General features: G+C 44.2%; 18 protein-coding genes, 1 tRNA gene and 1 other annotated feature. Of the genes, 5 read left to right on the top strand and 14 right to left on the bottom strand.

The genetic code is table 11. From position 1 onward, the window contains the following. Nucleotides 1–24: 24 nt before the first annotated feature. The 6 genes from GT589_RS09610 to ileS all read right to left on the bottom strand — a co-directional run bounded on the left by GT589_RS09610 (nt 25) and on the right by ileS (nt 11,810). Nucleotides 25–1,704 carry a GspE/PulE family protein gene (locus tag GT589_RS09610; protein WP_293398467.1) on the bottom strand — a complete coding sequence of 560 codons (1,680 nt, stop codon included), beginning with the start codon at nt 1,702–1,704 and terminating at the stop codon, nt 25–27. A 173-nt stretch (nt 1,705–1,877) separates the two neighbouring features. Continuing rightward, on the bottom strand, nt 1,878–3,191 hold the full coding sequence (locus GT589_RS09605) for a M18 family aminopeptidase (protein WP_293398466.1): 1,314 nt from the start codon (nt 3,189–3,191) through the stop codon (nt 1,878–1,880). A 55-nt stretch (nt 3,192–3,246) separates the two neighbouring features. Continuing rightward, nucleotides 3,247–5,496 carry a DNA helicase PcrA gene (gene pcrA, locus GT589_RS09600; protein ID WP_442952084.1) on the bottom strand — a complete coding sequence of 750 codons (2,250 nt, stop codon included), beginning with the start codon at nt 5,494–5,496 and terminating at the stop codon, nt 3,247–3,249. A 125-nt stretch (nt 5,497–5,621) separates the two neighbouring features. Then, nucleotides 5,622–6,458 (bottom strand): carbon-nitrogen hydrolase family protein, encoded by an 837-nt coding sequence (locus GT589_RS09595; protein ID WP_293398464.1) that lies wholly within the window; start codon nt 6,456–6,458, stop codon nt 5,622–5,624. A 557-nt stretch (nt 6,459–7,015) separates the two neighbouring features. Next, complete coding sequence (gene zwf / locus GT589_RS09590; protein ID WP_293398463.1) at nt 7,016–8,497, bottom strand: glucose-6-phosphate dehydrogenase; 1,482 nt, start codon at nt 8,495–8,497, stop codon at nt 7,016–7,018. A gap of 214 nt (nt 8,498–8,711) precedes the next feature. Then, complete coding sequence (gene ileS, locus GT589_RS09585) at nt 8,712–11,810, bottom strand: isoleucine--tRNA ligase (protein ID WP_293398462.1); 3,099 nt, start codon at nt 11,808–11,810, stop codon at nt 8,712–8,714. A 59-nt stretch (nt 11,811–11,869) separates the two neighbouring features. Continuing rightward, nucleotides 11,870–12,120: a binding site (T-box leader), on the bottom strand. A 168-nt stretch (nt 12,121–12,288) separates the two neighbouring features. Here ileS and GT589_RS09580 point away from each other — a divergent pair. Beyond that, entirely contained in the window at nt 12,289–12,723 is a 435-nt protein-coding gene (locus tag GT589_RS09580) for an Hsp20/alpha crystallin family protein (RefSeq protein ID WP_293398461.1), read from the top strand. Nucleotides 12,724–12,814: 91 nt separating this feature from the next. Here GT589_RS09580 and GT589_RS10125 read toward each other — a convergent pair whose 3' ends face one another. The 3 genes from GT589_RS10125 to GT589_RS09570 all read right to left on the bottom strand — a co-directional run bounded on the left by GT589_RS10125 (nt 12,815) and on the right by GT589_RS09570 (nt 15,514). Next, the gene (locus GT589_RS10125) at nt 12,815–13,690 is read right to left on the bottom strand and encodes an IS3 family transposase (protein ID WP_442952086.1); all 876 of its coding nucleotides are present in this window, start codon (nt 13,688–13,690) and stop codon (nt 12,815–12,817) included. Further along, entirely contained in the window at nt 13,657–14,112 is a 456-nt protein-coding gene (locus GT589_RS10120) for a transposase (RefSeq protein WP_442952083.1), read from the bottom strand. The genes GT589_RS10125 and GT589_RS10120 overlap by 34 nt, the downstream gene beginning before the upstream one ends. Before the next feature lie 196 nt (nt 14,113–14,308). After that, nucleotides 14,309–15,514 carry an MFS transporter gene (locus tag GT589_RS09570; RefSeq protein ID WP_293398460.1) on the bottom strand — a complete coding sequence of 402 codons (1,206 nt, stop codon included), beginning with the start codon at nt 15,512–15,514 and terminating at the stop codon, nt 14,309–14,311. A 310-nt stretch (nt 15,515–15,824) separates the two neighbouring features. On the opposite strand from GT589_RS09570, the gene GT589_RS09565 reads away from it, so the two are divergent. Then, nucleotides 15,825–17,192, top strand: a complete 1,368-nt coding sequence (locus GT589_RS09565; RefSeq protein ID WP_293398459.1) for a rhodanese-like domain-containing protein — start codon at nt 15,825–15,827, stop codon at nt 17,190–17,192. 18 nt (nt 17,193–17,210) lie between these two features. Continuing rightward, a complete protein-coding gene (locus GT589_RS09560; protein WP_293398458.1) occupies nt 17,211–17,657 on the top strand; it encodes a hypothetical protein in 447 nt (148 codons plus the stop codon). Between the two features lie 88 nt (nt 17,658–17,745). Here GT589_RS09560 and GT589_RS09555 read toward each other — a convergent pair whose 3' ends face one another. Beyond that, a complete protein-coding gene (locus GT589_RS09555) occupies nt 17,746–19,026 on the bottom strand; it encodes an ammonium transporter (RefSeq protein ID WP_293398457.1) in 1,281 nt (426 codons plus the stop codon). A 468-nt stretch (nt 19,027–19,494) separates the two neighbouring features. Here GT589_RS09555 and rsgA point away from each other — a divergent pair, with 468 nt between their 5' ends. Beyond that, entirely contained in the window at nt 19,495–20,574 is a 1,080-nt protein-coding gene (gene rsgA, locus GT589_RS09550) for a ribosome small subunit-dependent GTPase A (RefSeq protein ID WP_293398456.1), read from the top strand. A 122-nt stretch (nt 20,575–20,696) separates the two neighbouring features. On the opposite strand, the gene GT589_RS09545 is transcribed toward rsgA, so the two are convergent. After that, nucleotides 20,697–20,783, bottom strand: a tRNA-Leu gene (locus GT589_RS09545). A gap of 47 nt (nt 20,784–20,830) precedes the next feature. Next, nucleotides 20,831–21,847: a zinc dependent phospholipase C family protein gene (locus GT589_RS09540; RefSeq protein ID WP_293398455.1), complete on the bottom strand. Its 1,017-nt coding sequence runs from the start codon at nt 21,845–21,847 to the stop codon at nt 20,831–20,833. Nucleotides 21,848–22,156: 309 nt separating this feature from the next. Between GT589_RS09540 and GT589_RS09535 the strand changes: the two genes are divergently transcribed. Beyond that, on the top strand, nt 22,157–23,665 hold the full coding sequence (locus GT589_RS09535; protein ID WP_293398454.1) for a DUF1846 domain-containing protein: 1,509 nt from the start codon (nt 22,157–22,159) through the stop codon (nt 23,663–23,665). Between the two features lie 136 nt (nt 23,666–23,801). Here the strand turns inward: GT589_RS09535 and GT589_RS09530 are convergent, their stop codons facing one another. Both GT589_RS09530 and GT589_RS09525 read right to left on the bottom strand, forming a co-directional pair. Next, on the bottom strand, nt 23,802–25,541 hold the full coding sequence (locus GT589_RS09530; protein ID WP_293398453.1) for a methyl-accepting chemotaxis protein: 1,740 nt from the start codon (nt 25,539–25,541) through the stop codon (nt 23,802–23,804). Nucleotides 25,542–25,960: 419 nt separating this feature from the next. After that, on the bottom strand, nt 25,961–26,425 hold the full coding sequence (locus GT589_RS09525) for an aminoacyl-tRNA deacylase (protein WP_293398452.1): 465 nt from the start codon (nt 26,423–26,425) through the stop codon (nt 25,961–25,963). Nucleotides 26,426–26,503 lie beyond the last annotated feature (78 nt).

The raw sequence follows: 26,503 nt of genomic DNA, 5'->3' as shown, positions 1-26,503 counted from the left end.
CCCCTATATCGTCTGCTGTTTTGTCTAAAGATACATTACCCTCATGTATTCTTCCGTAGTTGTGGTTCCGTCTAGTATGAGAGCCTTGCAGCTGTCCTGTAGTGTAACCATTCCGTTTCTGAGCGCGTAGTCCTTAATAGCCTCTATCTTACTCTCGTCGAATATCATCTTCCTTATTTCATTGTTTATCAGGAGTATCTCGTGCACAGCAACCCTTCCCTTGTAGCCAGTGTTGTTGCAGTATTTGCAGCCTCTGCCCCTTTTCAGCGTCTTTCCCGAAAATTCATCCGTGTCCGCGCCTATAAGCAACAGCTCGTCCTGTACCGGCAAGTAATCCTCTATGCAGTGCTGGCAGACTTTTCTTACAAGCCTTTGGGCAACTATGCCCTTGAGTGACGAGGAAACAAGATACGGCTTTATCTCCATGTCCAAAAGCCTTGTTATTGACGATACAGCATCATTCGTGTGCAGCGTCGAGAGTACAAGGTGGCCGGTTATGGCGGCTCTTATTGCAATCTCCGCAGTTTCTGTATCCCTTATCTCCCCTATCATTATTATGTCTGGGTCCTGCCTGAGTATTGACCTTAAGCCAGTTGAAAATGTAAGGCCGGTCTTTGGATTCACCTGAATCTGGTTTATGCCGCTCATCCTGTACTCGACGGGATCCTCAACCGTAACTATGTTTTTTCTCGAATCGTTAAGGTCTGCAAGAGCGGCATAGAGCGTAGTGCTCTTTCCACTTCCCGTCGGTCCAGTTACCAGAAGTATGCCATTTTTAAACCTGAGCAGCTCATCGAATCTATTCCTGTTGCCGCCCGACAGACCGAGATTATCTTTAGTCTTTAGAAAACTTTGGTTGTCCATGACCCTTATTACAACCTTTTCGCCGTATATGGTCGGTATTGTTGAAATCCTCAGGTCTAGATTACCCCTGCTGTCGTTTACCTCTATCCGCCCATCCTGCGGCACTCTTTTTTCCGCTATGTTCAGCTTTGACATTATCTTTATCCTTGTGACTATTGACCCGTGAGCATTCATGTCGGGGTGCATTACGTCAACAAGCTCGCCGTCAATCCGAAACCTTATCCTGAGGCTCTCCGGAGACGGCTCTATATGTATGTCGCTTGCCCTGTTTTGGACAGCCTGCATTATTATTGAATCCACAAGCCGAACTATAGGAGCGTTAGTCACATCATCATTCAAACTGACTTCAAGCTCCCTGTCTATAAGATTGAACTCCTGCTTGAATTCTGCCACGGCTTTTTCTACCTTCTGCGTACTGAAGTACCTCTGTATGGCCCTTTCAATCTCTCCCCTGCTTGCGATTGCCGGTACTACATTGTAGCCGAGCATCCTCTCAATCTGGCTTATCACTATTATATTGAAGGGGTCGCTCATGGCAACAGTAAGCTCACCTCCATGGAGCTTCACAGGAATGATCTGATTTTCACTCGCGTAGCTTTCACTTATAAGCTTTGGTACGCTAGGTTCTATGTAGCAGGTATCCAGCTCGATGTGCTGTATTCCCAGCTGGTGCTCAAGCACCTCTATTATGTCCTTGTCAGTGACATACCCAAGCTCTATTAGCACTTCTCCGAGTTTTTTCTTGAGCTTTTTTTGGACATCCAGAGCATTTTCAAGTTCTTCGGCTGTTATCTTTCCAAACTTCAAGAGTATGTCCCCGAGCCTGACATTATTGTTCATAGCTCCATCCGCCTTCCCTTATATGTAGATACATTATTAGATATTGATATTTTACTACATGACATTACTCAATATACAAACTCGAAAAAATTTAACACAAATATTCGCAGCATTCATATATATACCAAAACCTGCGGCAAATATGCATCGCCGCAGGTTTTAGATTAAAAAAACTATTCGATTTCAAAGAATTTAACGAAGCTCTTGTATATCATATGGTGATCCTTCACTCCGCCGAGCTCTCTCAGCGAATGCATTGCAAGCACAGGGCTTCCAACGTCCACCGAAGGAATGTCAAGCTGAGTCGCCGATATCGGCCCTATTGTCGAACCTCCCGGCTCATCTGACCTGTTTGCAAATCTTTGGAATTCTATGCCCGCAGCCCTGCAAATCTGCTCATACACGCCGACCGAATGACTGTCCGAGGTGTATTTCTGGTTTGCACTAGCCTTAATGACAGGACCCTTATTGATTATCGGCTTATTTGTCGGATCGCTCTTTTCAGGCCTGTTAGGATGAAGCGCATGAGCCAGGTCTGAAGATATCAGAAACGAGCTGTATATCGCCCTGATGAAATCCTCCCTGTCCTTTGAAAGCGAAATGGCTATCCTCTCAAGCACGTTCCTAAGCATGGGACTGTCGGCTCCCTGCTTTGTGGACGAGCCCACTTCCTCGTTGTCAAAGACTACCTTCACGCTTATTCCCTTGCCGCCCCTTGAATCGAGAAGAGCCCTGATTCCAGCATGCACCATCGAAAGATTGTCGAGTCTTGACGAAGATATGAACTCACCGTCGAGCCCTGTTATGCAGCCCTTTTCATACTCGTAGAGCGACAACTCGTAGTCCAGTATATCCTCTGGCTGTGCAGACAGCTCGTCGGCTATGAGCGATTTTATACTATGCTCCTTGGGAAGCTGCCCTTCAAGCACTGACAGGAGCGCCGCCATTTCTGTCTGTCTGTTGAGCTCCACGCCCTTATTGACATCTCTGTTCATGTGTATGGCCAGGTTTGGTATTACGGCCAAAGGCCTTTTGAAATTTACGAGCGCTTCACCTGGTCTGAAAGGGCTGTCTGATATCAGCGTGACCCTTCCTGCCATTCCAAGCGGTCTGTCGAGCCAGGTGTTGAGTATCGGCCCCCCGTATATTTCCGTGTTGAGCCTGTAATAAGAGCCTTGCTCTGACATCTCGGGCTGCGGCTTTAGCTTTATTGCCGGAGAATCCGAGTGCGAGGCTATTATTCTGAAGCCCTCTTTTTCTATGTCGGTTGAATTAATGCAAAACGCTATGATTGCAGATGAATTTTTATCAACGAAATATCTGCCGCCTTCTTTTAGACTCCACTTGCCGCTCAGCTCAAGCCTTTCAAAACCGCTTTCAATAAGAAGCCTGCTACATTCAGCCGCGCAGTGGAAAGGCGTAGGGCTTTCGTATATGAAGTCTATAAGTTCCTGTGCAAAGACTTTTTCTTCGCTTCCAATGTTCATAAGTCTCATCTCCAAACCGTATGCTCTTTATACTGATTAAGCTCTGCCTGGAGCCTTATGCGAGCTCCAGCTTTATATAATCCAGGTTTATTATCTTTACTCCCTTGTTTTCAAAAGCTATAGTTACATTGCTGCCATCCTTGGCAACTACAGTGCCGCCTCCAAACCTAGGGTGAACTATCTTGCTTCCAAGGCCTATGTCGCTGTTGTCTATGCCGCTTCTAGTGTCTTCCGCCGAGACATTTTTGGAAGAGTAAACACCAAAGCTTGCCGCATCAAGCGCAAAATTCTGCTTTATGCTCTCATCAAGCTTGTTTCTGCTCGACTGAGCCTGCCTCTTGTCGTTTCTGGCTGCCACGTTTAGGCTTTCAGTCAGGTCCTTAGGTATTTCGTTGATGAACCTGGATGCAACCCCGTAGTTTCTCCTGCCATATATAGTCCTCTCATGCGCGTATGTCATGAAGAGGTTCTCCTTGGCCCTTGTTATTCCAACATAGCAGAGTCTTCTTTCCTCCTCGAGCTGTGTCTCGTCGAGTATGGCCCTGTTTATAGGGAAAATGCCCTCCTCCATGCCTGCAAGGAACACAGTCTTGAATTCAAGACCCTTGGCGCTGTGCAGCGTCATGAGGGAAACATACTCCTCATCCTCGTCCATTGCATCTATGTCCGACACAAGCGAAATGGACGCGAGGAATGTCTCCAGATCCTTGTCCTCGCTTATCTGCTCGAATTCGATGGCACTTGATATGAACTCTCTTAAGTTTTCTATCCTTGTCTGGCTCTCCACAGTGTTTTCTGCCTTGAGCTCGGCTATATAACCCGTATTTTCAAGAACCTTTTCTATAAGCTCGGATACTTTCATGACCTCTTTCATCGCCATGAAGGTGCCAAGCTGCGAAACAAAGTCGCTTAGCTTTGACTTGCTTCTTGTAGATACGTAGTCGGCATGCTCTATGTCAAGCAGCACCGAGTATACGCTGTCTCCCCTCTCAAGCGAGACATCCTCGAGCTTTTCTACAGTCTTAGCCCCTATTCCCCTTTTGGGAACGTTTATTATCCTCTTGAGGCTTATGTTGTCTACCGGGTTTTGTATCAGCCTAAGGTACGCGATTATGTCCCTTATCTCTTTCCTGTCGTAGAACTTCATTCCGCCGTAAATTTTGTAGGATACGTTCTGCCTCATCAGGGCTTCCTCTATCGCCCTTGACTGCGCATTGGTCCTGTACAGCACCGCAAAATCGCTGTTGCTTCTTTCCCCTTTTGCCACGAGGTCTTTTATCTGGCGGGCGATGAAGTCACCTTCCTCCCTCTCGTCGCTGGCCTTGAAAAGCTTAATCTTGTCGCCGCCGTCCTTTTGCGTCCACAGGCGCTTTAGCTTTCTTTCCATGTTGTTTTTTATTACGTGGTTTGCCGAATCAAGTATCACCGAGGTAGATCTGTAGTTTTGCTCAAGCTTTACCACGGAGGCATCCTCGTAATCATCCTCGAAATTGAGTATGTTTGATATGTCAGCGCCTCTCCAGCCGTATATTGACTGGTCGTCGTCTCCCACCGCGCACAGATTCCTGTGGTGTCCCGAAAGCAGGCTTATGAGCTTATACTGCGCCTTGTTGGTGTCCTGATACTCGTCCACCATTACATACCTGAACTTCCTCTGGTAAAAATTCAAAACATCCGGATGACTTTCAAAGAGCTCGACAGTCTTGACTATTATGTCGTCAAAGTCCAAGGCGTTGTTTTCTCTGAGCTTTTTCTGATACACCTTGTATATCTGGGCTATCTTGGACATTTTGAAGTCGTCCCTATATATGCCGTCAAACTCCTCCGGTGTTATCAGCTTGTCCTTGGCGTCCGATATATGGTTTATGACCATCTTGGGCTCATAGAGCTTTTCGTTTATGTTGAGCTCCTTTATCGTATCCTTAAGTAGTATGAGCTGGTCGGCCCTGTCGTATATTACAAACGAGCTCGTGTAACCGAGCTTGTCTATGTCCCTTCTTAGCATTCTCACGCAGCACGAGTGGAAGGTGCCTATCCATATTCCTTCTGCACTCTCTCCAAGCAGCCTTTCAACCCTTTCCTTCATCTCCCTTGCCGCCTTGTTGGTGAACGTTATGGCGAGTATGTTTGAAGGAAAAATGTCCCTTGTGGCAAGGATGTAGTGTATCCTGTTTACCAGCACAGTTGTCTTGCCAGAGCCCGCTCCTGCAAGTATTAGCAGCGGCCCTTCCGCGGTCATTACTGCCTTTCTTTGCATCTCATTCAGATGTGAATACTTGTTTTCTATGTCATTGTTCACTATCAATCACCTGTTTCTAATATATTTAGAATGCTGTGGCTTCCTAAAACAAAAAAGAGGTGTTCGCCTCTTTTTGCACTCCACATATTACATTATACCCTATATTTTATGACTAGTCCAAGATTGCTGGCCTAGTATTCTCCGCCATTCTTCTTGTCATGTATGGCGTAAAGATCCGTCCTTCTGTGGATAAGCAGCGGCAGCTCGCTTCTTACTTTATCCACAAAATCCATGTCCAGCTCTGAATAGATTATCTGCTCCTTCTCATCTGCCTGGACGGCAACCTCTCCCCAAGGCGTTGTAACCATTGAATGGCCGTAAGCTGTATAGCTCGATTCCATGCTCCTTGCAGGTGATGCGGCTACAAAGTATACCTGGTTGTCGAGTGCCCTTGCCCTGGCTGTAAGCTCCCAGTGGGCAGGACCTGTCGTCATGTTGAAGGCGGCAGGTATTACTACAACCCTGGCTCCGCCTTCAACGGCCATTAGCCTAATAAGTTCAGGGAATCTCATGTCGTAGCATATTGCCACTCCAATTTTGCAAAACTCCGTGTCGAACACGGTAATGTCTTCGCCCCTGCCGAGAACGTCCGACTCCTTGAAGGTTATCTTGCCCTTTACATCTATGTCGAAGAGGTGTATCTTCCTGTGCCTTCCCAGAAGTTCTCCTTTTCTTCCGAATATGTAGGCTGTGTTATATATGCTCTCACCGTCCTTTTCCGGTATCGAGCCACCTACTATGTATATTCCGAGTTCTGCCGCTATTGACGAGAGGAAGTCTGTTGTCATGCCGGGGTATTCTTCCGCGTATTCAGGGAAGTATTTGTTGTCGTAGGGACAGTTGAACATCTCAGGGAGTGCTACTATGTCGGCTCCATTTGAGGCCGCTTCCCTTAGCATGCGCTCGGCTGTTTTTATGTTGAGTTCCTTTCCTTCTGTTACGTTCATTTGGCATATTGCTATTTTCATGGGATCAGCTCCTTTGAATTCTTCTTTGTTATTTGTAGGGGAATCCGTGGAATTGCCTCGCCTTAACATTTCGTTTTGTGATTTCCTTTGACTTGAGCATTTGTGAAATTGGATATTCTGAAAACTCGCTTCGCTCAAACAATTCAAAATATCATCAATTTCACTCACGCTCTTCGTCTGGAAATCATTCAAAACTCATTTAACTAAGGCTTCGCCAGTTCCTTCGGATCCCTATTAGTGCAACTACCCAATTGAACATTTCGAAACGCATGTGCATGAGTCCGGCGTCATTGTGATGTGTGCTCCGCACACGGGAAGATATTACAAGCCGATTATTCCATCGGATTCCATAGCTCTTTAGTCTTTTTAATCTTACCCGCAAAGAATCCGACGAAAATAAGAAGGCATGTTTTAAGTGAGTTTTTTAGATTTCCTGGCGATGTCGTGCAGCGAAATTCATAGAATTTTGAGTGTCTGAGCGCAGTGAGTTCTCAAAATTCTTAATTTCGCAAACGTAGGAGCCACTAGGAAATCCTAAAACGAAACGTACATGCCGATTATTTTCTCGGATTCCCATCACCCCACCAACGCCTCCCATCCTTCTCAATCAGCCTTTCCGCCTCCTTAGGCCCGCCGCTGCCGGCGCTGTAGAAATGCAGGCTATCGCTGTTTTCTTTGCAGCAATCGAGTATGGATTCTACAATCCGCCAGGAGTTTTCAATTTCCTCCCACCCCGCATAACGTGTGGAATCGCCCTTGATTGCGTCGAATATGAGCCTTTCATAGGTCTCAGGATTTTTGTTCTTAAGCTCTGCTTTTTTGAAGAAGGACATTCCGAAGGGCTCCAGCCTGTCGAGCCTTCCCGGCTGCTTCATGTTAAGTTGAAGGGATATGCTCTCCTGGGGCAGTATGTTTATCAAGAGTACGCTCGGCTGGGTTTCCGCGAACGCATCCTTGTCGTAAGTGGCCAAAGGATTTTTAAACTCTATTGCAATGTTCAGGAGCTTCCTGTCAAGCCTCTTGCCCGTTCTTATGTATACTGGCACTCCGCTCCATCTGGAGTTGGGTACAAAAAGCCTCAGCGCCGCGAATGTTTCCGTGGTGGAGTCCGAAAGAATGCCTTTTTCGCTCCTGTAGCCCTTGGCCATTTCGCCCTTTATCAAGCCTTCCCCGTACTGGCCCAGGACTACATTTTCTCCTATGTCCTCTGGGGTGATGTCGCGTATGCTCCTTATGACCTCGAGCTTCTCCTTTCTTATGTCTCCTGGCGCAAGGCTGGCCGGAGGCTCCATCATTACAAGGGACATGAGCTGGAGTATGTGGTTTTGAACCATGTCGCGGAGCACCCCGCTGCTTTCGTAGTACTCCTCCCTGCCTTCAACTCCCGCCTCCTCCAGTATGGAAATCTGTATGTTGTCTATGTAATCCCGGTCCCATACAGGCCCCAATATGGAGTTTGAAAACCTCAGGCTGAGTATGTTCTGTATCATCTCATTTCCAAGATAGTGGTCAATCCTGTATATGTCCTCCTCCGCAAATACGCCTCTTATTTCGTCGTTCAGCCTTCTGGCACTTTCAAGGCTCCTGCCGAAGGGCTTTTCAACGACAAGTCTTCTGAAGGCGCCCTTGGAATCGGCCATGCCCGAAGCCCTGAGCCTTTTGACTATGGGGCTGAAGAATTCGTGGGATGTTGCAAGGTAAAAGAGCCTTCCGAGGGGATTTTTGCACTCCCTTTCCATTTCCGAAAGCTCCGCCTCGAGCGCCCTGTACCCTTCTATGTCGTTGAAATCAAACTGCCTGTAGGAAACCAGCTTTTCAAAGCCCTGCCAGGCATCCTCGTCAAAGCCGAATCTCGAATATTTGGAGATGGAGTCCTTCACCGACTCCTTGTATTCCTCCTGTGTCCTTATCGACCTTCCTACAGTGAATACCCTGCACTCCGGCGGAAGGTTGTTGTCAACGTACAGATTGTATATGTCGGGTATTAGCTTTTTCCTGCCAAGATCTCCAGTCCCTCCGAACACAACTATTATGCTCATGCGTCACCTCCACGCTAACCTCAATATTCGCCAGCTTGAAGCTCAAGCTGCAAGACCGGCGCCTGTTCGCGAAATCCTGTTTGAATCGGATTTTAGCTCATTTTTTATTTATACCCCAAAAAAGTAAAACAAAGCCGCCAGAGTTTTCCGGCGGCTCCTGTAGATACAGATCTCTATTCATGTTACTTGGTAAAATATTGTTATGCTGCTATTGCTATATTCTCTCAAGCTTGAAGCTTGCATCGTGGCCGTTCAGATTCTGAACCTCCATGCCTTCAAGTTCTGCAACCTCGATTGATTCAGCAAGAGTCTCGCTCATGATGTAATCGCTGTGTACTCCAACCGCCTTTGTTATCTCTTCTCCGGCCTTGTAGAATATCTTTATCTTGTCCAGCATGTCGTAGCCGTTTGACTTTCTCATCTGCTGAACCTTTGATATGAACTCTCTCGCGTAGCCCTCGTCTATTAGCTCCTGAGTAAGGTTTGTGTCTAGTATTACAAACAGATTGTTTTCCATTGCCACGTTGAAGCCTTCCTTGGCTGATATTGTAGTCAGCACGTGCTCCTTGGCAAAGCTGAAGCTTTCTCCGTCCAGCTCCACTTCAACGCTCTCTCCTGCTTCAAGCTTAGGAACTACTACTGAAGCGTCAAGTCCTGCAAGCACGCCTCCGAATGTCTTGACCTTGTTTCCGAGCACTGAGCCCACAACCTTGAAGTTAGGCTTGAGGCTGAAGTTCATGAAGCTGCTCAGATCCTTTTCGAACACGACTTCCTTCACGTTAAGCTCTTCGCTTATAAGCGGCACAAGGTCCCCTATGACGCTCTCGTATTTTCCGTCTATTAGAACCTTCTGTATAGGCTGACGAACCTTTATTCTTACAGCCTCTCTAGAAGCTCTTCCCAGAGTTACAAGTCCTCTTGCTATCTCCATCTTCTCTTCAAGCTTTGCGTCTATCAATTCTTCCTTGCCTCTTGGATAGTAGCTTGTGTGAACCGAAAGCTCTCCCGTGAGGTTCTTGAAGGCCTCCTCTGATGTGTATGGAGCTATTGGAGCTATAAGCTGCGCAAGCTCTACCAATATCTCGTAAGTTGTGTTGTATACAGCCTTCTTGTCCTCGTTCAGTTCAGTCTCCCAGAATCTTCTTCTCGACCTTCTTATATACCAGTTCGAGAAGTCCTCATTTATGAAATCCTGCACCTTTCTTACTACCTTTGTAAGGTCGAATACTTCCCACTCTGCCTCTACTTCCTTCTTGAGGCTGTTGAATCTTGAAAGTATCCATCTGTCTATTTCAGGTCTTTCGCTGTACTCTACAAAGAAGTCTCTTGCATCTATGTCGTCTGTGTTTGCGTACAGCGTAAAGAAGTTGTACACGTTCTTGAAGGTTCCAAAGAACTTGCTTTGAACCTCTCTAAGTCCGTCCAGGTCGAACTTCGTAGGCTGCCAAGCCGGAGACACGTACATCAGATACCATCTTAGGGCGTCAGCTCCGTACTCGTCGAAAAGCTCGAAAGGATTTACAGTGTTTCCTCTCGACTTGGACATCTTCTTGCCTTCCTTGTCTAGTATAAGGTCGTTTACAAGTACATTCTTGTAAGGCGCTCTGCCCTTCATGAACACAGATATAGCAAGCAGCGAGTAGAACCAGCCTCTTGTCTGGTCTATACCCTCGCATATGAAGTCCGCAGGGAACAGCTCAGAGTCGAAGTTCTCGGCATTTTCAAACGGATAGTGGTGCTGAGCATATGGCATTGCTCCAGAGTCGAACCAGCAGTCTATAACGTCTGGAACTCTTGTCATTGTGCCACCGCACTTTTCGCATTTTATGTGCACATCGTCAACATACGGCCTGTGGAGCTCTATGGACATGTCTATGTCCTCCACGGCTCTTTCTACAAGCTCCTGCCTTGAGCCTATAGTATCAAGCTCGCCGCACTCGCATCTCCATATGTTAAGAGGCGTTCCCCAGTATCTGCTTCTTGAAAGCGCCCAGTCGTTCACGTTTTCAAGCCAGTTTCCAAAACGCTTTTCTCCGACATAGCCAGGGAACCAGTTGACCTCGTTGTTGCTTCTCACAAGGTCGTCCTTGAGCTTTGTCATTTCTATATACCAGCTTGGCTTTGCGTAGTAGAGCAGAGGCGTTCCGCATCTCCAGCAGTGAGGGTAGTTGTGCTCCATCTTCTCCTTCTTGAAAAGCTTGCCCTCGGCCTTTAGCCATTTTATTATGTCAAGGTTGGCATCCATTACGAACATGCCCTTCCATGGAGTCTCAACGAACTGTCCTGTCTCGTCTACAGGCTGAAGCACCGGAAGGTCATAGGCTCTTCCAAGGTTGTAGTCGTCCTCTCCAAAGGCCGGCGCAGTATGGACTATTCCAGTACCATCTTCAGTAGTTACGTAGTCGCCGCATGTAACGAAGAAAGCCTTCTTGTCAGCCTTCACAAAAGGCATAAGCTGCTCATACTCCATGTACTCAAGGTCTTTTCCCTTAAGCTCCTGCAGCACTTCAAAATCTTCTCCGACAACCTTCTTTGAAAGGTTCTTTTCAACGTAGAACACGTTGCCCTGAGCAAGCACCTTCAGGTAGGTCTCGTTAGGATTAACTGTAAGCGCCACGTTTGAAGGGAGTGTCCAAGGAGTAGTCGTCCACACAAGGAAGTACTCGTCCATGTCCTTTCTCTTGAATGCAACTATTACTGTGTCAGTCTTGACTTCCCTGTAGCCTTGTGCAACCTCGTGCGATGCAAGTCCTGTTCCGCATCTTGAGCAGTATGGAAGTATTTTGTGACCTTCGTATATAAGCCCTTCCTTGAAGAACTTGTCAAGTATGTGCCATTCGCTTTCTATATAGTTGTTGTCGAGAGTTATATAAGGATTGTCAAGGTCTATGAGGTAGGCCATGCGCTCGGTCATCTCTCTCCACTGTTTTTCGTAAGTGAATACAGACTCCCTGCATTTTTCGTTGAACTCTTTTATTCCGTACGCCTCTATCTCCTGCTTGCTTGAAAGGTTGAGCTGCTTTTCAACCTCGATCTCAACAGGAAGTCCGTGAGTGTCCCAGCCAGCCTTTCTCTTAACCTGGTAGCCGCTCATTGTCTTGTATCTGCACACAGAGTCTTTAAGAGTCCTGGCCATTACGTGGTGTATTCCAGGGTTTCCGTTTGCAGTAGGAGGTCCCTCGTAGAATACGAAAGGAGTCTTGCCCTCTCTTGCCTTTATGCTCTCGTTTAGTATGTCAACTTCTTTCCAAAACTGTGTTATCTTCTTTTCGGTCTCGTTGACCGTATTGCACAGCGAATCGAACTTGCTCATAAAATCACCTTTCCTTTTTTATATTTCATTTTTAAAATAAAAAATCCCAAGTCATAACGACTTGGGACGAATATTCTCGCGGTACCACCCAAATGAACAGAGCAAGCTATGCACTTTAATCAAATGCACCTTGTTCTGACACTTTATGCGGATTTAACGCATCCACTCTCGCAAAGGCTTATTCTCACAAGGATTTCAGCCTCCGGGCTCATAGGTGATATTCATGCACTTCTTGCTGGCAGCCTTCCACCATGCGGCCACCTCTCTAAAAGCAAATCTAATGCACTACTGTCCTAATCGAAGCCTTTTGAATATTAGGTATAAAAAAAATACTATTCCTATAAATAATATTTAATATTTGGGGGTTTGTCAAGTGCACAGACGCTACTATTATATGATATGTTTATTAAATTTCTTTGAAATGGGTATCTATTAACTGTGAAAGGAAGCATTCATTTAATTCAAGGAGGTTGATTTTATGAACTGGCTTACACCATTAGACAAGAGAAGGGACAGCCTTAGAAAGTATATTGACGAGATGCTTGGCGATGACTTCCTCAAACTTCCGGCAAAGGACTTTTTCCCTGAAACCCGAATGAGAACTGATATAAGAGAAACCGACAAGGAGTATATACTCGAAGCAGAGCTTCCCGGATTTAAAAAGGAAGAGATAAAGATAAATATCAAGGAAAACTATCTGATTATTTCGGCAGAGAAAAAAGAAGAGGTTGAGGAAAAAACGGAAGACTTTATAAGAAGGGAAAGAAGCTATGGCAGCTTGAGACGTTCCTTCTATCTTGAAAACATTAGAGAAGGTGAGATAAAGGCAAAATTTGACAATGGCATTCTGACCGTTGTCCTTCCAAAGTCTGACGAGATTAAAAAAGAAGAAAAAATAATAGATATCGAATAAACCACTCTAAAAAACGACTGTTGCGGAATTTGATGTGACCCCAATAAGTTAGACTTTTTAGCGTAGCAGTTTTATGGCTGCTACGCCATTTTTATGCCGCCAAGAGGTTAAGCCTGTATTCCACAGGGCTCATCCACCCTAGTTTCTCTTTAATTCGTTTCTCGTTATAATACTTTATGTATTTGTCTATTGCCTCTTTCAGCTGCTCATAGCTATAATAAACCACACCATAATACATCTCTTGTTTCATAATTCCAAAGAAGTTTTCCATTACAGAATTATCATGGCAGTTTCCTTTCCGGGACATACTTTGGAAGATTTTATTTTCTTTCAGCTTATAACTATAAGCCTTCATCTGATAAGCCCATCCTTGATCTGAATGAAATGTACGCCTGTATTTACAATCGCTTGTAATTTTTATGGCTTCATTTAAAGCATTTATTATACTTTCAGCAGATGGTCGTTGTGAAATACCATAACTAATTATTTCTCTACTGCACATATCCATAAATGGATCCAGATAAAGTTTCTTGATAATCATTCGTCCTTTGTCATCTATATCATAATACTTAAATTCAGAGGTGTCTGTTGCAATCTTTTGGTGTGGGATATGAGTTTTAAACCTCCTGTGAATTCTATTAGGAGCAACCTTACCTACCTTGCCTTTATAGGAACTATACTTTCGACTTTTTCTAGTAAACGAAGTAACTTGAAGACCAAGCTTCTGAACAATTCGTTGAACACGTTTCTTGTTTACAGCGAGTCCTTGTTTTCTTAATTCACCATAAATTCGACGATAGCCGAAATCTTTGTTTTCTTTTCTAATTTCAAGGATTCTTTGCTCAAGATCCTCATTTGGATTTTGTCTATCAAAGCGTTTTTGCCAGTACATATATGTTGCTTTAGGAAAACCTGTGAATGCGAGAATATCTTTTAGTTTGAAGTCTCCTCGGAGGCTGTGGATGATTCTCGCTGTTTTTTCAGAAGAGTTTCCTCCTCTAAACGCAGCCTCCTCAGTTCTTTTAAATAGGCATTCTCTATTCTTAACTTGAGATTTTCATCCTCAAGTTGTTTTAAATACTCTGAATTATTGCTAACAGTTTCAATATTTGTAGATTTGCTTTCCTTTGGTTTAGACACTTTGGAACACCGCCCCTTTCGTTTGGGTCGTAAAGCATCAGGGCCAGCAATCCTAAAATCATTTACCCACTTAGTAATTAATGGTGGATTGTTTACGCCGACGGATAGAGCCAAATCCTGATAAGAGACCTCTGTTGATAAATATAACTCTACCACATGAAGTTTGAATTCAAAAGTATATGTTTCGTTTTTTCTAGAACGCATCAATCCTTCTGCACCAAACGCTTTAAAAGCATTTATCCATTTCATTACATCGCTAGAAGATTTTACACCATATTTATTTGCTAAAACTTTTTTCCGCCTTCACCATTCATGTATGCATCTACAATTTTTTTCTTGAATTCATAATTATATTTTGCCATAAAAAACCGACCTCCAATTGTTAGATTTTTAGGTCTAACTTTTGGGGGTCGGTTCAATGTCATTGAGAGCCGTTTTACATATATTATTGTTCATCAGAGGTAGGGGCTGCTATCTGTTCATGCAGTCCGGTCTCGGTCGAACTTTTCAGAAAAATTGCAAGCATTGCAGCCAGCAAGGGGACTAAAAACAAAAGCTGCATCGCTGCATCAATGCCAAAGGCGTCAGCATATCGCCCAATGATAGATACTCCAAGGCCGCCTATTCCGACAGCAAAACCCATGCTAAGGCCCGAGGCCAGTGCTGTGTTCTCTGGGATGAGCTCTTGAGCCAGAATGACAGTTACTGAAAATGAAGACAATAGAGCCATCGTGCCAAAACCCAGCAGTATAAAGGAAACCGGTCCTGAAAGTGTGAAAAAGCCATAAAATGAAGCAGACGCCAGGAGCATGGAGCAGAAAACAAGTGGCTTGCTTCCGAAGCGGTCTGATATATAGCCTCCTATAATACCGCCCACTGAGCCGGCGGTAAGGGCTGCAAATATCAGGGAGCCTGTGAACTGCGCTGAAAAATCTCTGGAAAGAAAATATATTGGAAGCAAAGTCATAAGTCCTGTATGGACTACTGAGCGAAGGACCACAATGACAATGAGCTTGAACAGCTCGGAATTAGAGGAGTTTCCGATGCTTTTTAGAAGCTGACTCAGCTTTGGTGAATCCTGTTTTGCAGGTATACTGATTCTCGGGGCATAAAAATATAGAAGCAAAGCCGCAAGCAAGCCTGGAAATATAGCTACCCAGGTATACTCGACGCCATAGTTGCGGAAAAGAGGCAGTAGCAGAACTGGGCTGATGGCAAGGCCAAGATTGCCCATTGCAATGAAGGAAGACATTACAAGGCCCTTGTTTTTTTTGCTCGACATGCCTACCATTGAGGCTGCCTGCGGATGGAAGGCTGCGGTACCCATTCCGGCTGCTGCGGCAATCAGCATTAATAGCGCCGCGCTGGATATGTAGCCGGTCATACTCAGCAGCACAGCCATCCAAAGTGTTCCAACGTGCACGAACCAGCGTTGGTCCTTTTGATCTATTAGATATCCGAAAATTGGTTGCGCAATCGATGAGCTTATCGTAAACACAGCTATTATAAGAGTTCCTGCTGACACAGACAGCTTGTCGCCAAGTATTAGCACAGCTGTAAGCTGGGGCAGGAAATTTGCGTACATGTCGTTCATCATGTGAGCGAAAAAAAGTATTGCAACAGAGGCTATGCCCATATTTTTGGTGTCCATAATATCTCCTTAGAGCTCAATAGTGGTTGATAAGTATGTGTTGCTTTAAAAAAATTGTACTACACATAATCGAAATTGGATATAAAAATTCAGAGATATGCTATATAGAGATGAAACGTGGGACTCTCAAGGACTCTGAGCTGATATCTGCAAGTGTTTAAATATAAAAATATTTTATGATATAAAAATATTCCATAGAATAAAATCATACTTGGCGCAACTTGTTTACTATAAGTAAAGATTTTGATACCCTATACTAGGTATACTGTTTCAAGGTTTTCAAAATACATAGCAGAGGAGAATGCAAACAATGAAAAAAGCAAAAAGACACATTCTTTTGCTTGCCGCAATCATACTTGGGATGCTGACATTCGCAGCATGCGCCAAGGAAGAACCGCAGCAGGAGACAAATGGTCCGGCAAAGCTTATATCGACAGAAGATCTTAAGGAAAAAATGAAGGATGATTCGTATGTTATAGTGGATACTCGTATAAACGACGCCTTCAACGGCTGGAAGCTTGACGGCGTAAGCAGGGGCGGCCACATAGAGGGCGCTGTCGATTTTTCGGCAAACTGGCTGAAGGTTGAGGCCGAAGACAAGGACAAGGTGCTTGATGAGGCTCTAAAGACTAAAGGGATAAGCTCCGACAAAAACATAGTACTTTACGATGCAAACGGCAAGGACGCTCTAGACGTTGCCAATTATCTGAGTGAGAAGGGATACAAGAACCTTTATGCTTACGATGTCAAGGAGTGGGCGAAGGATGACAGCCTGCCTATGGTTAAATACGACAACTATCAGATGATAGTTCCGGCAAGCGTAGTTAAGGATATAGTTGATGGAAAGACGCCTGAAAGCTTCGAGGAAGGCAAGAAAGTCAAAATAGTTGAAGCAAGCTGGGGCGAGGAGGATACATCCTATGCCAAGGGACACGTTCCTACAGCATTCCACATCAACACTGACCTTATTGAGCCGCCTCCAGCATGGATGCTTGCAAGCGACGAGCAGCTGACTCAGTTTGCGAAGGACTACGGCTTTACAAAGAACGACACAGTCATAGTTACAAGCGAAGCTCAAATGGCAGCATACCGCGTGGCCCTTGTGCTCCGTTACATGGGAGTTGAGGATGTAAGAGTACTCAATGGCGGACTTGGAGCCTGGACTTCTGCCGGCTATGATGTTGAAACTGCAAGCAACAAGCCGACTCCGGCGAGCGATTTTGGCGCTGTGATACCTGCTAATCCTGATCTTGTAGACACTATGGATGAGACAAAAGCTGGACTTGCAACTCCGGACAAATTCACGCTTGTTGACAACAGAACATGGGAAGAGCACATAGGAAAGACTTCTGGATACAGCTACCATGACAAGATGGGCCGTATACCAGGAGCAGTTTATGGCTATGCAGGCATAGGCGATTCAAACTCGCTTCAGTACTACCGCAACATTGACAATACAATGAGAAACGCCGATGAAATTGCGGCTATGTGGAAGGATGCAGGCATAGATACAAGCAAGCACCTTTCGTTCCACTGCGGCAGCGGCTGGCGTGTTGCTGAAATACTTGCATATGCGAACACAATGGGACTAGATAACGTTTCAATATACAGCAACGGCTGGATAGAGTGGAGCAACAATCCAAGCAATCCAATAGAAACAGGAGAGCCTGCAAAATAGATTGAAAGATGTGAGAGCATGAAAAGTAGCAAAGTTATAAAAGCAGCCTATGCCATAGCTGCCTTAATACAGTTAGCTCTAGTGGCGGCTGTAGTTCAGTTAAACAGCTTGACGACTAAGAAAGCCGGTGTAATGCATCATGTGTATTACATGAAGGATAAGTATGCCCAGGGGATATACTCCCCGGCAAATCTCAGGCTGCAGAGCATAGCGATTATTGCTGTTACAGTATTAGCTGCAGGAATTCTGGCCTTTGCTGTCAGGCGAAAAAAAAGTAGATTTTTAAAAATTCAAGCAGGCATTGCAATGGTAATTGGACTTGTCACGTGGTATATAATCAACAGTGGATTTTTCAAGAGCTTGCTAGCCTATCCGTATTTTATAATGGCATTTGAGATCGTCTTGGCAATACAAATGCTGATACTTATTGGTGTAAAATTTACAGCAAGAGACAGATATAAATAAAATGAGCAGCATCACTCTCTTTTGTTGGGAGTGATGCTGCTCATTTTGATTTTTGTATTTAGATTCATCGAATTTGAGAAGTCAGGCTCTAAGCAGAATGCTCAGTTACAAATTCATCTTTGTCGCTGTATGCAATAGCTTTTTTCCCAAACAAGCCTATCACAAAACCTGTGGCTCTGCCTGCAATGAACGCTATCACAACTGTTGTAAGTATTCCGATTATTTGAATGCCAGGGCTTCCAGCAACAAAAATAGCTGTCAGGCCACCCAAAATGCCCGGCATTCCGTGAAGATTGTTGATTCCGCAGGTATCCGTGCCTTTTATAATTTTTTCAAGCTTTAAAGAGAGTATGCTGTATCCGACTGTGCTGAGTGTGCCAGCTCCAATCCCTATAAGCATAGCGTATCCCGGCGTTGTCATATCGCAGAGTGATCCTATGGCCACACCGCCGGCCAGCGCAGCGTTAGCGATGTCTTCAATCACAACCTTGCCGCGTATGATTGTTGAGAATATATATGTAGCCAATGTTGAGCCGCAAAGCGCAAATACCGTGTTGATTGCCGTAAGAACCACTTTGTCAGGAGTGACAATTGCGCTTGTGAATGACGGCCAGAAAAGCCACAGTATCATGCTACCCAAAAGGCAGAACTGGTTGCTTGTGGAATCATTTTCACAAATGGGGTCGTTTTTGAATTTATGTATTGTATTTGCAATTACGCCGATTCCAAAATATGCACCGAACGCATGGATTACGACTGAACCACCGGTGTCGAAAAATCCTTTGAAATAGCCACTTTCAAGAATAAGCCACTCGTTGAATATGTATGCCGGTATGAACAGCAGGCCCATCAACATATATTGGTCCATCCTGAGGCGTCCAAGAGGAGCTCCCATTGCAATCAAAAGACTGGCTGCAGCAAATTCAGCGAATAGAAAGGTTTTTATGTCCACGGTCGGCATAGCAAAGCCTTCGCCGCCGAAGCTTTTGATTAGCATATATGAAGGGATTGCAACGCTTACAGCAAGGAATGTCGCTGTGATTGAGCTGTAGCCGTGCTTGCGTATGAAAGCCATAAGAAAACCGAAGCCCACCAACAGCATTGCAAGAATGTGGATTGAACGCCCATACTGCAATGTGTCAAGTATCGTTCCGTATTCAGATGGTGAGTCGGATGCATTTGCGCCAGCGGCATTAATGTCGACTGCCTCCTGGACAAGGTTTTCATTGAAAGACGGAAGAAAAGCAACGGCAATGGCAATAATTATGAACAGAAAAAAAGCCAGGAGTGCTTTGCTTGGTGAATAGGCCTGTTTTGATGTAAGATGTTGCACTTCATGTTGAGGTTCTGATTTTGCTGCCTGAGACATTTGATTACCTCCCATAAATTTAATTTAATCAACCCTGCAAACAAATATAAAATGTCAGAAAATTAACCAAAATAAAGCGGCTTTGATTATCGGAACGCCTGAAATATACAGATGCATGCAAAGTCGTAAGGACAAACAGGGACTAAAATAAAATAATAATGTGATATATTTAACATAAACCGATATGTAATAATATTACCACCTATGCCAATAAAAAGGAATACAAATTTGAAAATAAATAGTTGCATATGCATGTCACTGCTTCTTACTTTAGAAAACTTATTGGTTAAGGCTGTCTTGCAATATGATAGAATATAACTATAAAAATCAAATTACAAAGGAATGATTATTTATGTTGAATATATGTTTGAACCTGCAGAGTGTGCTTAAGAGGGAGATATATGTGCAGTAACTTATGCAGTCTCCCTTGAAACTTGGATTTATAAGAATCTGGAGGGCGATATATAGATGAAAAGTATAGATTTAAAAGATATAGGGCTAACGGAGGAATATATTCAGGAAGCTTCAATGTATGATGTAAACCTTCACATAGCAAGAGTATCCGTGCAGCACAAGGATATTTACAAGGTCATCACAGAGGACGGTGAGTGCTTCGCCGAGATATCAGGCAAGATGCACTACGATGCGGAGTATTCTAGCGACTATCCTGCAGTAGGCGACTGGGTACTTGTGGACCGCACTAGCGACGAGCATGGCCATGCTATAATCCACCACATACTCAAGCGAAAAAGCTGCTTTGAGAGAAAGATGGCAGGTACAGCGAAGGACTATCAGGTAGTGGCCTCCAATATAGATACCGTGTTCATTTGCATGTCTCTTAATAAAGATTTCAATCTGCGCCGACTTGAACGCTATATTTCAATAGCCTGGGACAGCATGGCCACACCCGTTGTGGTTTTGACAAAGGCCGACATTTGCGACGACGTCCAAGGAATGCTAATTAAAGCGCAGAGCGTTGCACTAGGAGTAGATATAATTACTACATCCAGCATGTCCGAAGATGGCTATCTTGATGTAAAAAAATATATTGCAAGGGGCAAGACTGTAGCTTTCATAGGGTCCTCTGGCGTCGGCAAGTCGACACTTATAAACAGGCTGATGGGCGAAGAGCTTCTTGTGACTAAGGGATTGCGGGATGATGACAAGGGCAGGCATGCCACCACATTCAGGCAGCTGTTGATGATTCCAAGTGGAGGGGTGGTAATAGACACTCCTGGGATGAGGGAACTTCAGCTGGCTGCAGCCGACCTTGACAGGACGTTTTCAGACATAGAGGACCTAGCACAGAATTGCCGCTTCAAGGACTGCCGCCATGAAGAGGAGCCCGGATGCGCCGTTAGAGAGGCAATCGAGCTGGGAAGGCTTGATGAAAAGCGCCTTGAAAGCTTCAAGAAGCTGCAAAAGGAGCTCAAGTACCAGGAGTTAGACAGCAAACAGCGTGAGAATGAGAAGATAATGAACATGTTTGGTGGAAAAGGGGCAATGAAGGAAGCGCGTGATTTTGTAAAGCGCAAGAACAAGCGCTAACAATATCCTCTGACACTTTGAACACAAAAGCCGGGGAAACCCGGCTTTTTCTTATGTTTGCAAAATGTTTGCATTTGTGATGAGCATAAAAAAATCAAGGCCCCTGAAAGCCTTGATTTTGCTGGTGCAGGAAAAGGGAGTCGAACCCTCACGATATTGCTACCGCTAGAACCTGAATCTAGTGCGTCTGCCAATTCCGCCATCCCTGCGTATTAAAATTTTAACAGTAAAATTTTATCAAAATAATCATCATATGTCAACGCAAAGAATAACTGGATGCACTTGATTCAAATATGCAATCAAAGTACTCGAACTCTATATCCAGTTCACAGTCCTCTCCCGTTGCAAATGATCTATTACCGAGGAGTTCAAGAAATCTCCTGTGACCTCGACTCGCTTCTGCGCCCAAAGTGAATTCTCCATATATACTAAGAGTTTCACGGATTGCATCGTCAAATATTTCGACGAATGAAGAGGTGAATTCAGCTGAATTGTCCCAGGGAAGACACCAGCTCGCTTTTTTTAGATTGAGGTAGTCAAGGCTGTCGCTTATTTCCTGAGGATAAATGATACTTGAAACCAGAGGATGGCTCCCTTTCATATGCTCGAGTTTTGAAATCAGAAGTCTCTTAAGCCCGGATGGATCATCAAGCCTTCGCTGAATAGAGTGCATGTCATTAATAGCTGTAACTATCTGCGAGACTGTGATATTGTCGCCGTGTACATTTCTTATTACATGCTCGAACATACCGGCTATGACTTTTGATTCGGATTCAGATACTTTTATGATTTTCGGGACATTCAGTCGGTGCGGAGTCAGGTTCATTATCTTTTTCAACATTAAGATATCTATAGTAGTTTCAAATAGCCTATGGTAATAGACATACTTAAGAGCGTCATCCTTCTCACTCCTGGCAAACCCCGTTTTATAATAAACGTATGGATGTGCATGTACATCGAGAATGTAGTGACATATGAAGCCAAGCATATATGCAGATAATATGTCTCTTTCTGGGGCGTTTTGGCTTTTAACATATTCAAGCATTTGAGAAAATGTGGCTTTGATTTTTTTTCTGTGCAGCTTTTTTCCTATATAGGGGATATCTTCACTGTCTGCCAAAGGCCAGGCCCTGTAGTAGAACAAGAAATCGGGTCCCTGCGTTCCAAGATTAAATACGCTATGGCGCTTTGATGCAATCGCTTTGACATACTGTGATTTTGTTTGCTTAATGGCCTCAAGGCCGCATAGATAGTGCGTAATTAAGCCTGGCATGATATCCTGTCCTTTCGCTTTGTATAAATACTTAAAATACTGTCTTATTAAGCTGCTTAAGCTGCCTTGATAAAGGCTACATATACATTATACAGCTTGGCGGGTAATTTGCATCCCAAAATGCCGAATAAGTACTTGGAAACCTGTTTTAGGGCCCGGATGAGGACTATGAAAAAGGCTTCGCATAGTATGAAAAATGTACATGAAATAATATTTACTTTAGACTCGAATTATGTGATAATAATACCTTGTTGTGATAAAATTTAATTAATGTGTATTAAATAACATAGAGTGAGCGGAGGGTTCGAAATGAAGATGGGATTTGATCCAAAGAAATATCTTGAAGAGCAGTCCAAGTACATTTTGGAAAGAGTGCATAACTATGACAAGCTATATCTGGAATTTGGAGGAAAGCTCTTGTTTGACCTTCATGCAAAGAGGGTTCTGCCAGGTTTCGACGAAAATGCTAAAATCAAGCTTCTTCACAAGCTCAAGGAGAAGGTTGAGATAATTATCTGCGTTTATGCCGGAGACATAGAAAGAAACAAGATCAGAGGAGACTTTGGAATTACATATGACATGGACGTGCTAAGACTCATAGACGATCTTGCCGCATATGAGCTTGATGTCAACAGTGTTGTAATCACAAGATACGAAGGACAGCCAGCCACTACTGTCTTCATGAACAAGCTTGAGCGCAGGGGTATAAAGGTATATACGCACAAGGCTACAAAGGGATATCCAACTGATGTTGACACAATAGTAAGCGACGAGGGCTACGGCCAGAATCCATACATTGAGACTACTAAGCCGATAGTAGTAGTAACAGCGCCAGGACCTGGAAGCGGAAAGCTCGCAACTTGCCTTAGCCAGCTCTATCACGAATATAGACGCGGAAAGGTAGCGGGGTACTCCAAGTTCGAGACATTCCCTGTATGGAACGTGCCGCTAAAGCACCCGCTTAACATTGCATATGAGGCTGCGACTGTAGACCTAAAGGATGTCAACATGATTGACTCCTTCCACTTTGATGCCTACAACGAAATAACTGTAAACTACAACCGCGACATAGAGATGTTCCCTGTCCTAAAGAGGATAATCGAGAAGATAACAGGCCAGGAGTCTGTATACAAGTCTCCTACAGATATGGGCGTAAACAGGGTAGGCTTTGGGATAATAGACGACGAGGTTGTTAAAGAGGCTTCAAGGCAGGAGATCATAAGGAGATACTTCAAGACTGTCTGCGAATACAAGAAGGGCTACATTGATTATGAGACATCTCAGAGGATGAAGCTCATAATGGAGGAGCTCAATCTTAAGGAGCAGGACAGGAAAGTAGTTATGCCTGCAAGGGAGTATTCGGCAAGGCTAAAGCAAAATTCCGCCAAGAATGACGCATGTCCGGCAATGGCAATCGAGCTGGATGACGGGACTATCATAACCGGAAGAACATCTGATGTTATGAATGCCACAGCTGCCGTGCTGCTCAACGCAGTAAAACATATGGCCAACATGGCTGATGAAATTCACCTTATCTCTCCAGTAATACTAGAGCCGATAATTGACCTTAAGACCAAAAAACTCGGCAATAGAAGCTCGGTTCTTGACTGCGAGGAGATACTGATAGCGCTTAGCATATGTGCTGCAACCAATCCTATGGCGCAGGCTGCCATAGAAAAGCTGCCTATGCTAAAAGGCTGCAAGGCCCATTCAACGACAATACTTAGCCTGAGCGACGAGCAGATATACAGGAAGCTTGACATTGATGTTACATCAGACGCTGAGTACCCGTCAGAGAACCTATACTACAATTTATAACAAACCATAATATTGAATTGAAGCGCCGCACTTGCAATAAGGCAAATGCGGCGCTTCTCGTTTTTTGTATATAAGCTATCCATTAAGTAAAAAGCATACCTCTGCGAATGGCGCAAGGCATGCTTTGGTTATGGTGTTAAAGTTGGAATTTTCCCATCTGCGCAGCCAGTTCTCGCGTCATGTGTGCAAGTACTTTGGCAGATGATGAGACTTCTTCTGTGGATGCGTTCATTTCCTCGGAGGATGAGGCAATCTCTTCCGAGGAAGCCGAAACTTCCTGAGAGACTGAGGACGCGCACTCTATTTTTTCGATTATGGAGTTTTTTTCGCACAGTATGGCGGATGTGACGGAGCCAATGGCTTCAATACGCGGAACGGCATCATCCACACCGGAGATTATCCTGCTGAATGAATCCATGGCTGTGTTGATGACCCTTACCTGGTCATCAAGTTCGTTGCTCATGGTATCAGTCATTTTTGTCATTGTCGACGCCTCAAGAGTGACTCCTGCAATCAGGGAGTTTATATTCTCTGCGGAATTCTTGGATTGCTCTGCAAGCTTTCGGATCTCTTCGGCAACGACAGCAAAGCCACTTCCAGCTTCGCCGGCCCGCGCTGATTCTATTGATGCATTTAAAGCCAGGAGGCTGGTCTGGCTTGCAATGCCATTGATTATTTCAGTTATTTTGTTTATCTGACTGAGTCTGTCTCCAAGAACGGATATCTTGCTAGTGAATTCATTGAATGATTTCCCGACGGAATCCACTGAGTTTGAGAGCTCACGCATATCTATGCTGCCCTTGCTTGCATTGCATTGTATACTCTTTGAACCGGAGCCGATATCTTCTATTGAATTCCCCATATCCTCAATGTGTCGGCTGAATCTATTGAGTATCTCGGTGATGTTGGTCAGATCATTAGCTTGTGCGCCAGTTCCGACCGCCACTTCCTGTATAGCATCGGATATCGTTGCTGTTGCAGATGCCATCTGCCCAGCTACAGCAGAGAGCCCTGCCGCCTGGTTATCGATTTCGCCTGAAGAGCTTCTTATAATATGCACCATATTGCTTAGCGTGTCTCTCATCTGTGTAAGCGATTTGGCCATAACTCCTGTCTCGTCGCTGTTTTTCGAAAGCTCGCTGTAGCTTTCATCGTACGATAAGTCGAGTACTGCTATTTTGTTAATGAGGCTCGTTGTCTTAACTATGGGTTTTGATATTTTTCTCGAAATGAATATGGCTATTGCTGAAGCTATGGCCATTGAAAGCATGGCGATTAGTATTATCTTTGTGCGCATTTCAATGAGGGCGTCATATTCAGCTGCTACGTCATAGTCTGCTCCTATTAATCCCACGATGGAGCCTGAGCTGTCCTTAAGAGGGTAGAGGGATGATACGAGCTTGCCCCACTCCGAAACCTCGATTTTATCAGCTATGTATGGAGAGCCTGAGTATGCAAGATCGAATTTGCCGTTTATATTTTCGGCGATGTCGCCCAGATGCGAAATATCCTCTGAAGAGTAGTCGAGACCGTCAACGATGTATACGTAGTTTCCGCTGCTGTCCCTTTTCATTGTGAACAGAAATTTTGCACCGCTAATTTCTCTGATGGCGTTTAGCTTTTCCCTAATTGTATTATAGGATTCCGTTTTTTCATCCTCTGGAGTATTAAGCTTTTTGAAATCTTCAATATCAATTTCATTAGCTCCTGTCTTTGCAATCGTAAGACTTTTGTTGCCGAGGCTGCTTACGAAAAGATCATAACTCTGCTTGTACATACTGAATGAAATCGATCCTATAGCCAGGAGCACGGTAGCTAGGAATGTTGCCACTATTTTGGTTCCTATCCTGTTTTTAAAGCTGACATTATCGGACATAATATCCCTCCATGAAAAAATTATTTTTTAGTATACTGTATACGGTGGAGTTTGATTTTTTCATATTATGTCGATGCTTTAATGTCAAATCGTGTGCTTAATACTGCAACAAAGCGCTGCTCATTAGGTGTGGAATAGGTGTATATTTAGTCTAGTATATTATATACCAACTATTAAGACATGCACACAAAAACCTGCTTTAATTAATAAAATATTAACAAAATAAGCTGTATTGCAATAAAAATTGAGATGTCTGAGGAGTTGAGACGCAAAATAGGTAATTTCTAGAAGTAAAGAATCGAAAAAAGGATTTCCCGTGTGTTGGATAAATAATCGTGATTACCGGATTGGGCACGTGGAAAAGCGCCATGCATAAAAAACACATGGCGCCTATTGGGCATTTTTGAATTTTTTCAAAGCTACTTTCTTATATCAACTATCTTTCCACTGTTTGCTTCCTGAAGGACTTTAGGCGAAATCTTTACGAGCGAAAACTGTGAGCCGCCTCCAGTGAACACGCAGTCGCTTTCCATGACTCTAGAATCTATGATGAATGTGGCAGGGTAGCTAAATGAGGGGACGCCTCCGCAGATGTAGCCAGTCTTTTCGAGTATCTGTTCAGGAGTTGCTGTTTTTAGTTTTTTAATGCTGAGAAATTCTGTGATTTTTTTCAAGTCAAACTTGTCATCGCCCTTTAGTATTGCGACTATAAGATTTCCTTCAGGGTCAACAAGACATATGTTCTTTACTATGTTTTCGAGCGTAGTGCCCGCAGCAACTGCAGCATCCTCAGCTGAATGGCAGATGTCTTCGTAGACAAATTGCTCTGCGTCGATAGAGTTTTCTAAAATGTACTTGCGAAGCTTTTCCTCATATTCCCTCATAATCATCCCTCCGTAGATAGTGATATACATTATATAGATTATAGCACTTGATGGCAGCCATAGTAGATGTATTTTTTT

Origin of the sequence: Peptoclostridium sp., from assembly GCF_009881055.1 — a bacterium.
Taxonomy (GTDB): domain Bacteria; phylum Bacillota; class Clostridia; order Peptostreptococcales; family Peptostreptococcaceae; genus Peptoclostridium_A.
Note: the sequence above shows the minus strand (reverse complement) of the source record. Positions and strands in the feature narration are given on the sequence as shown.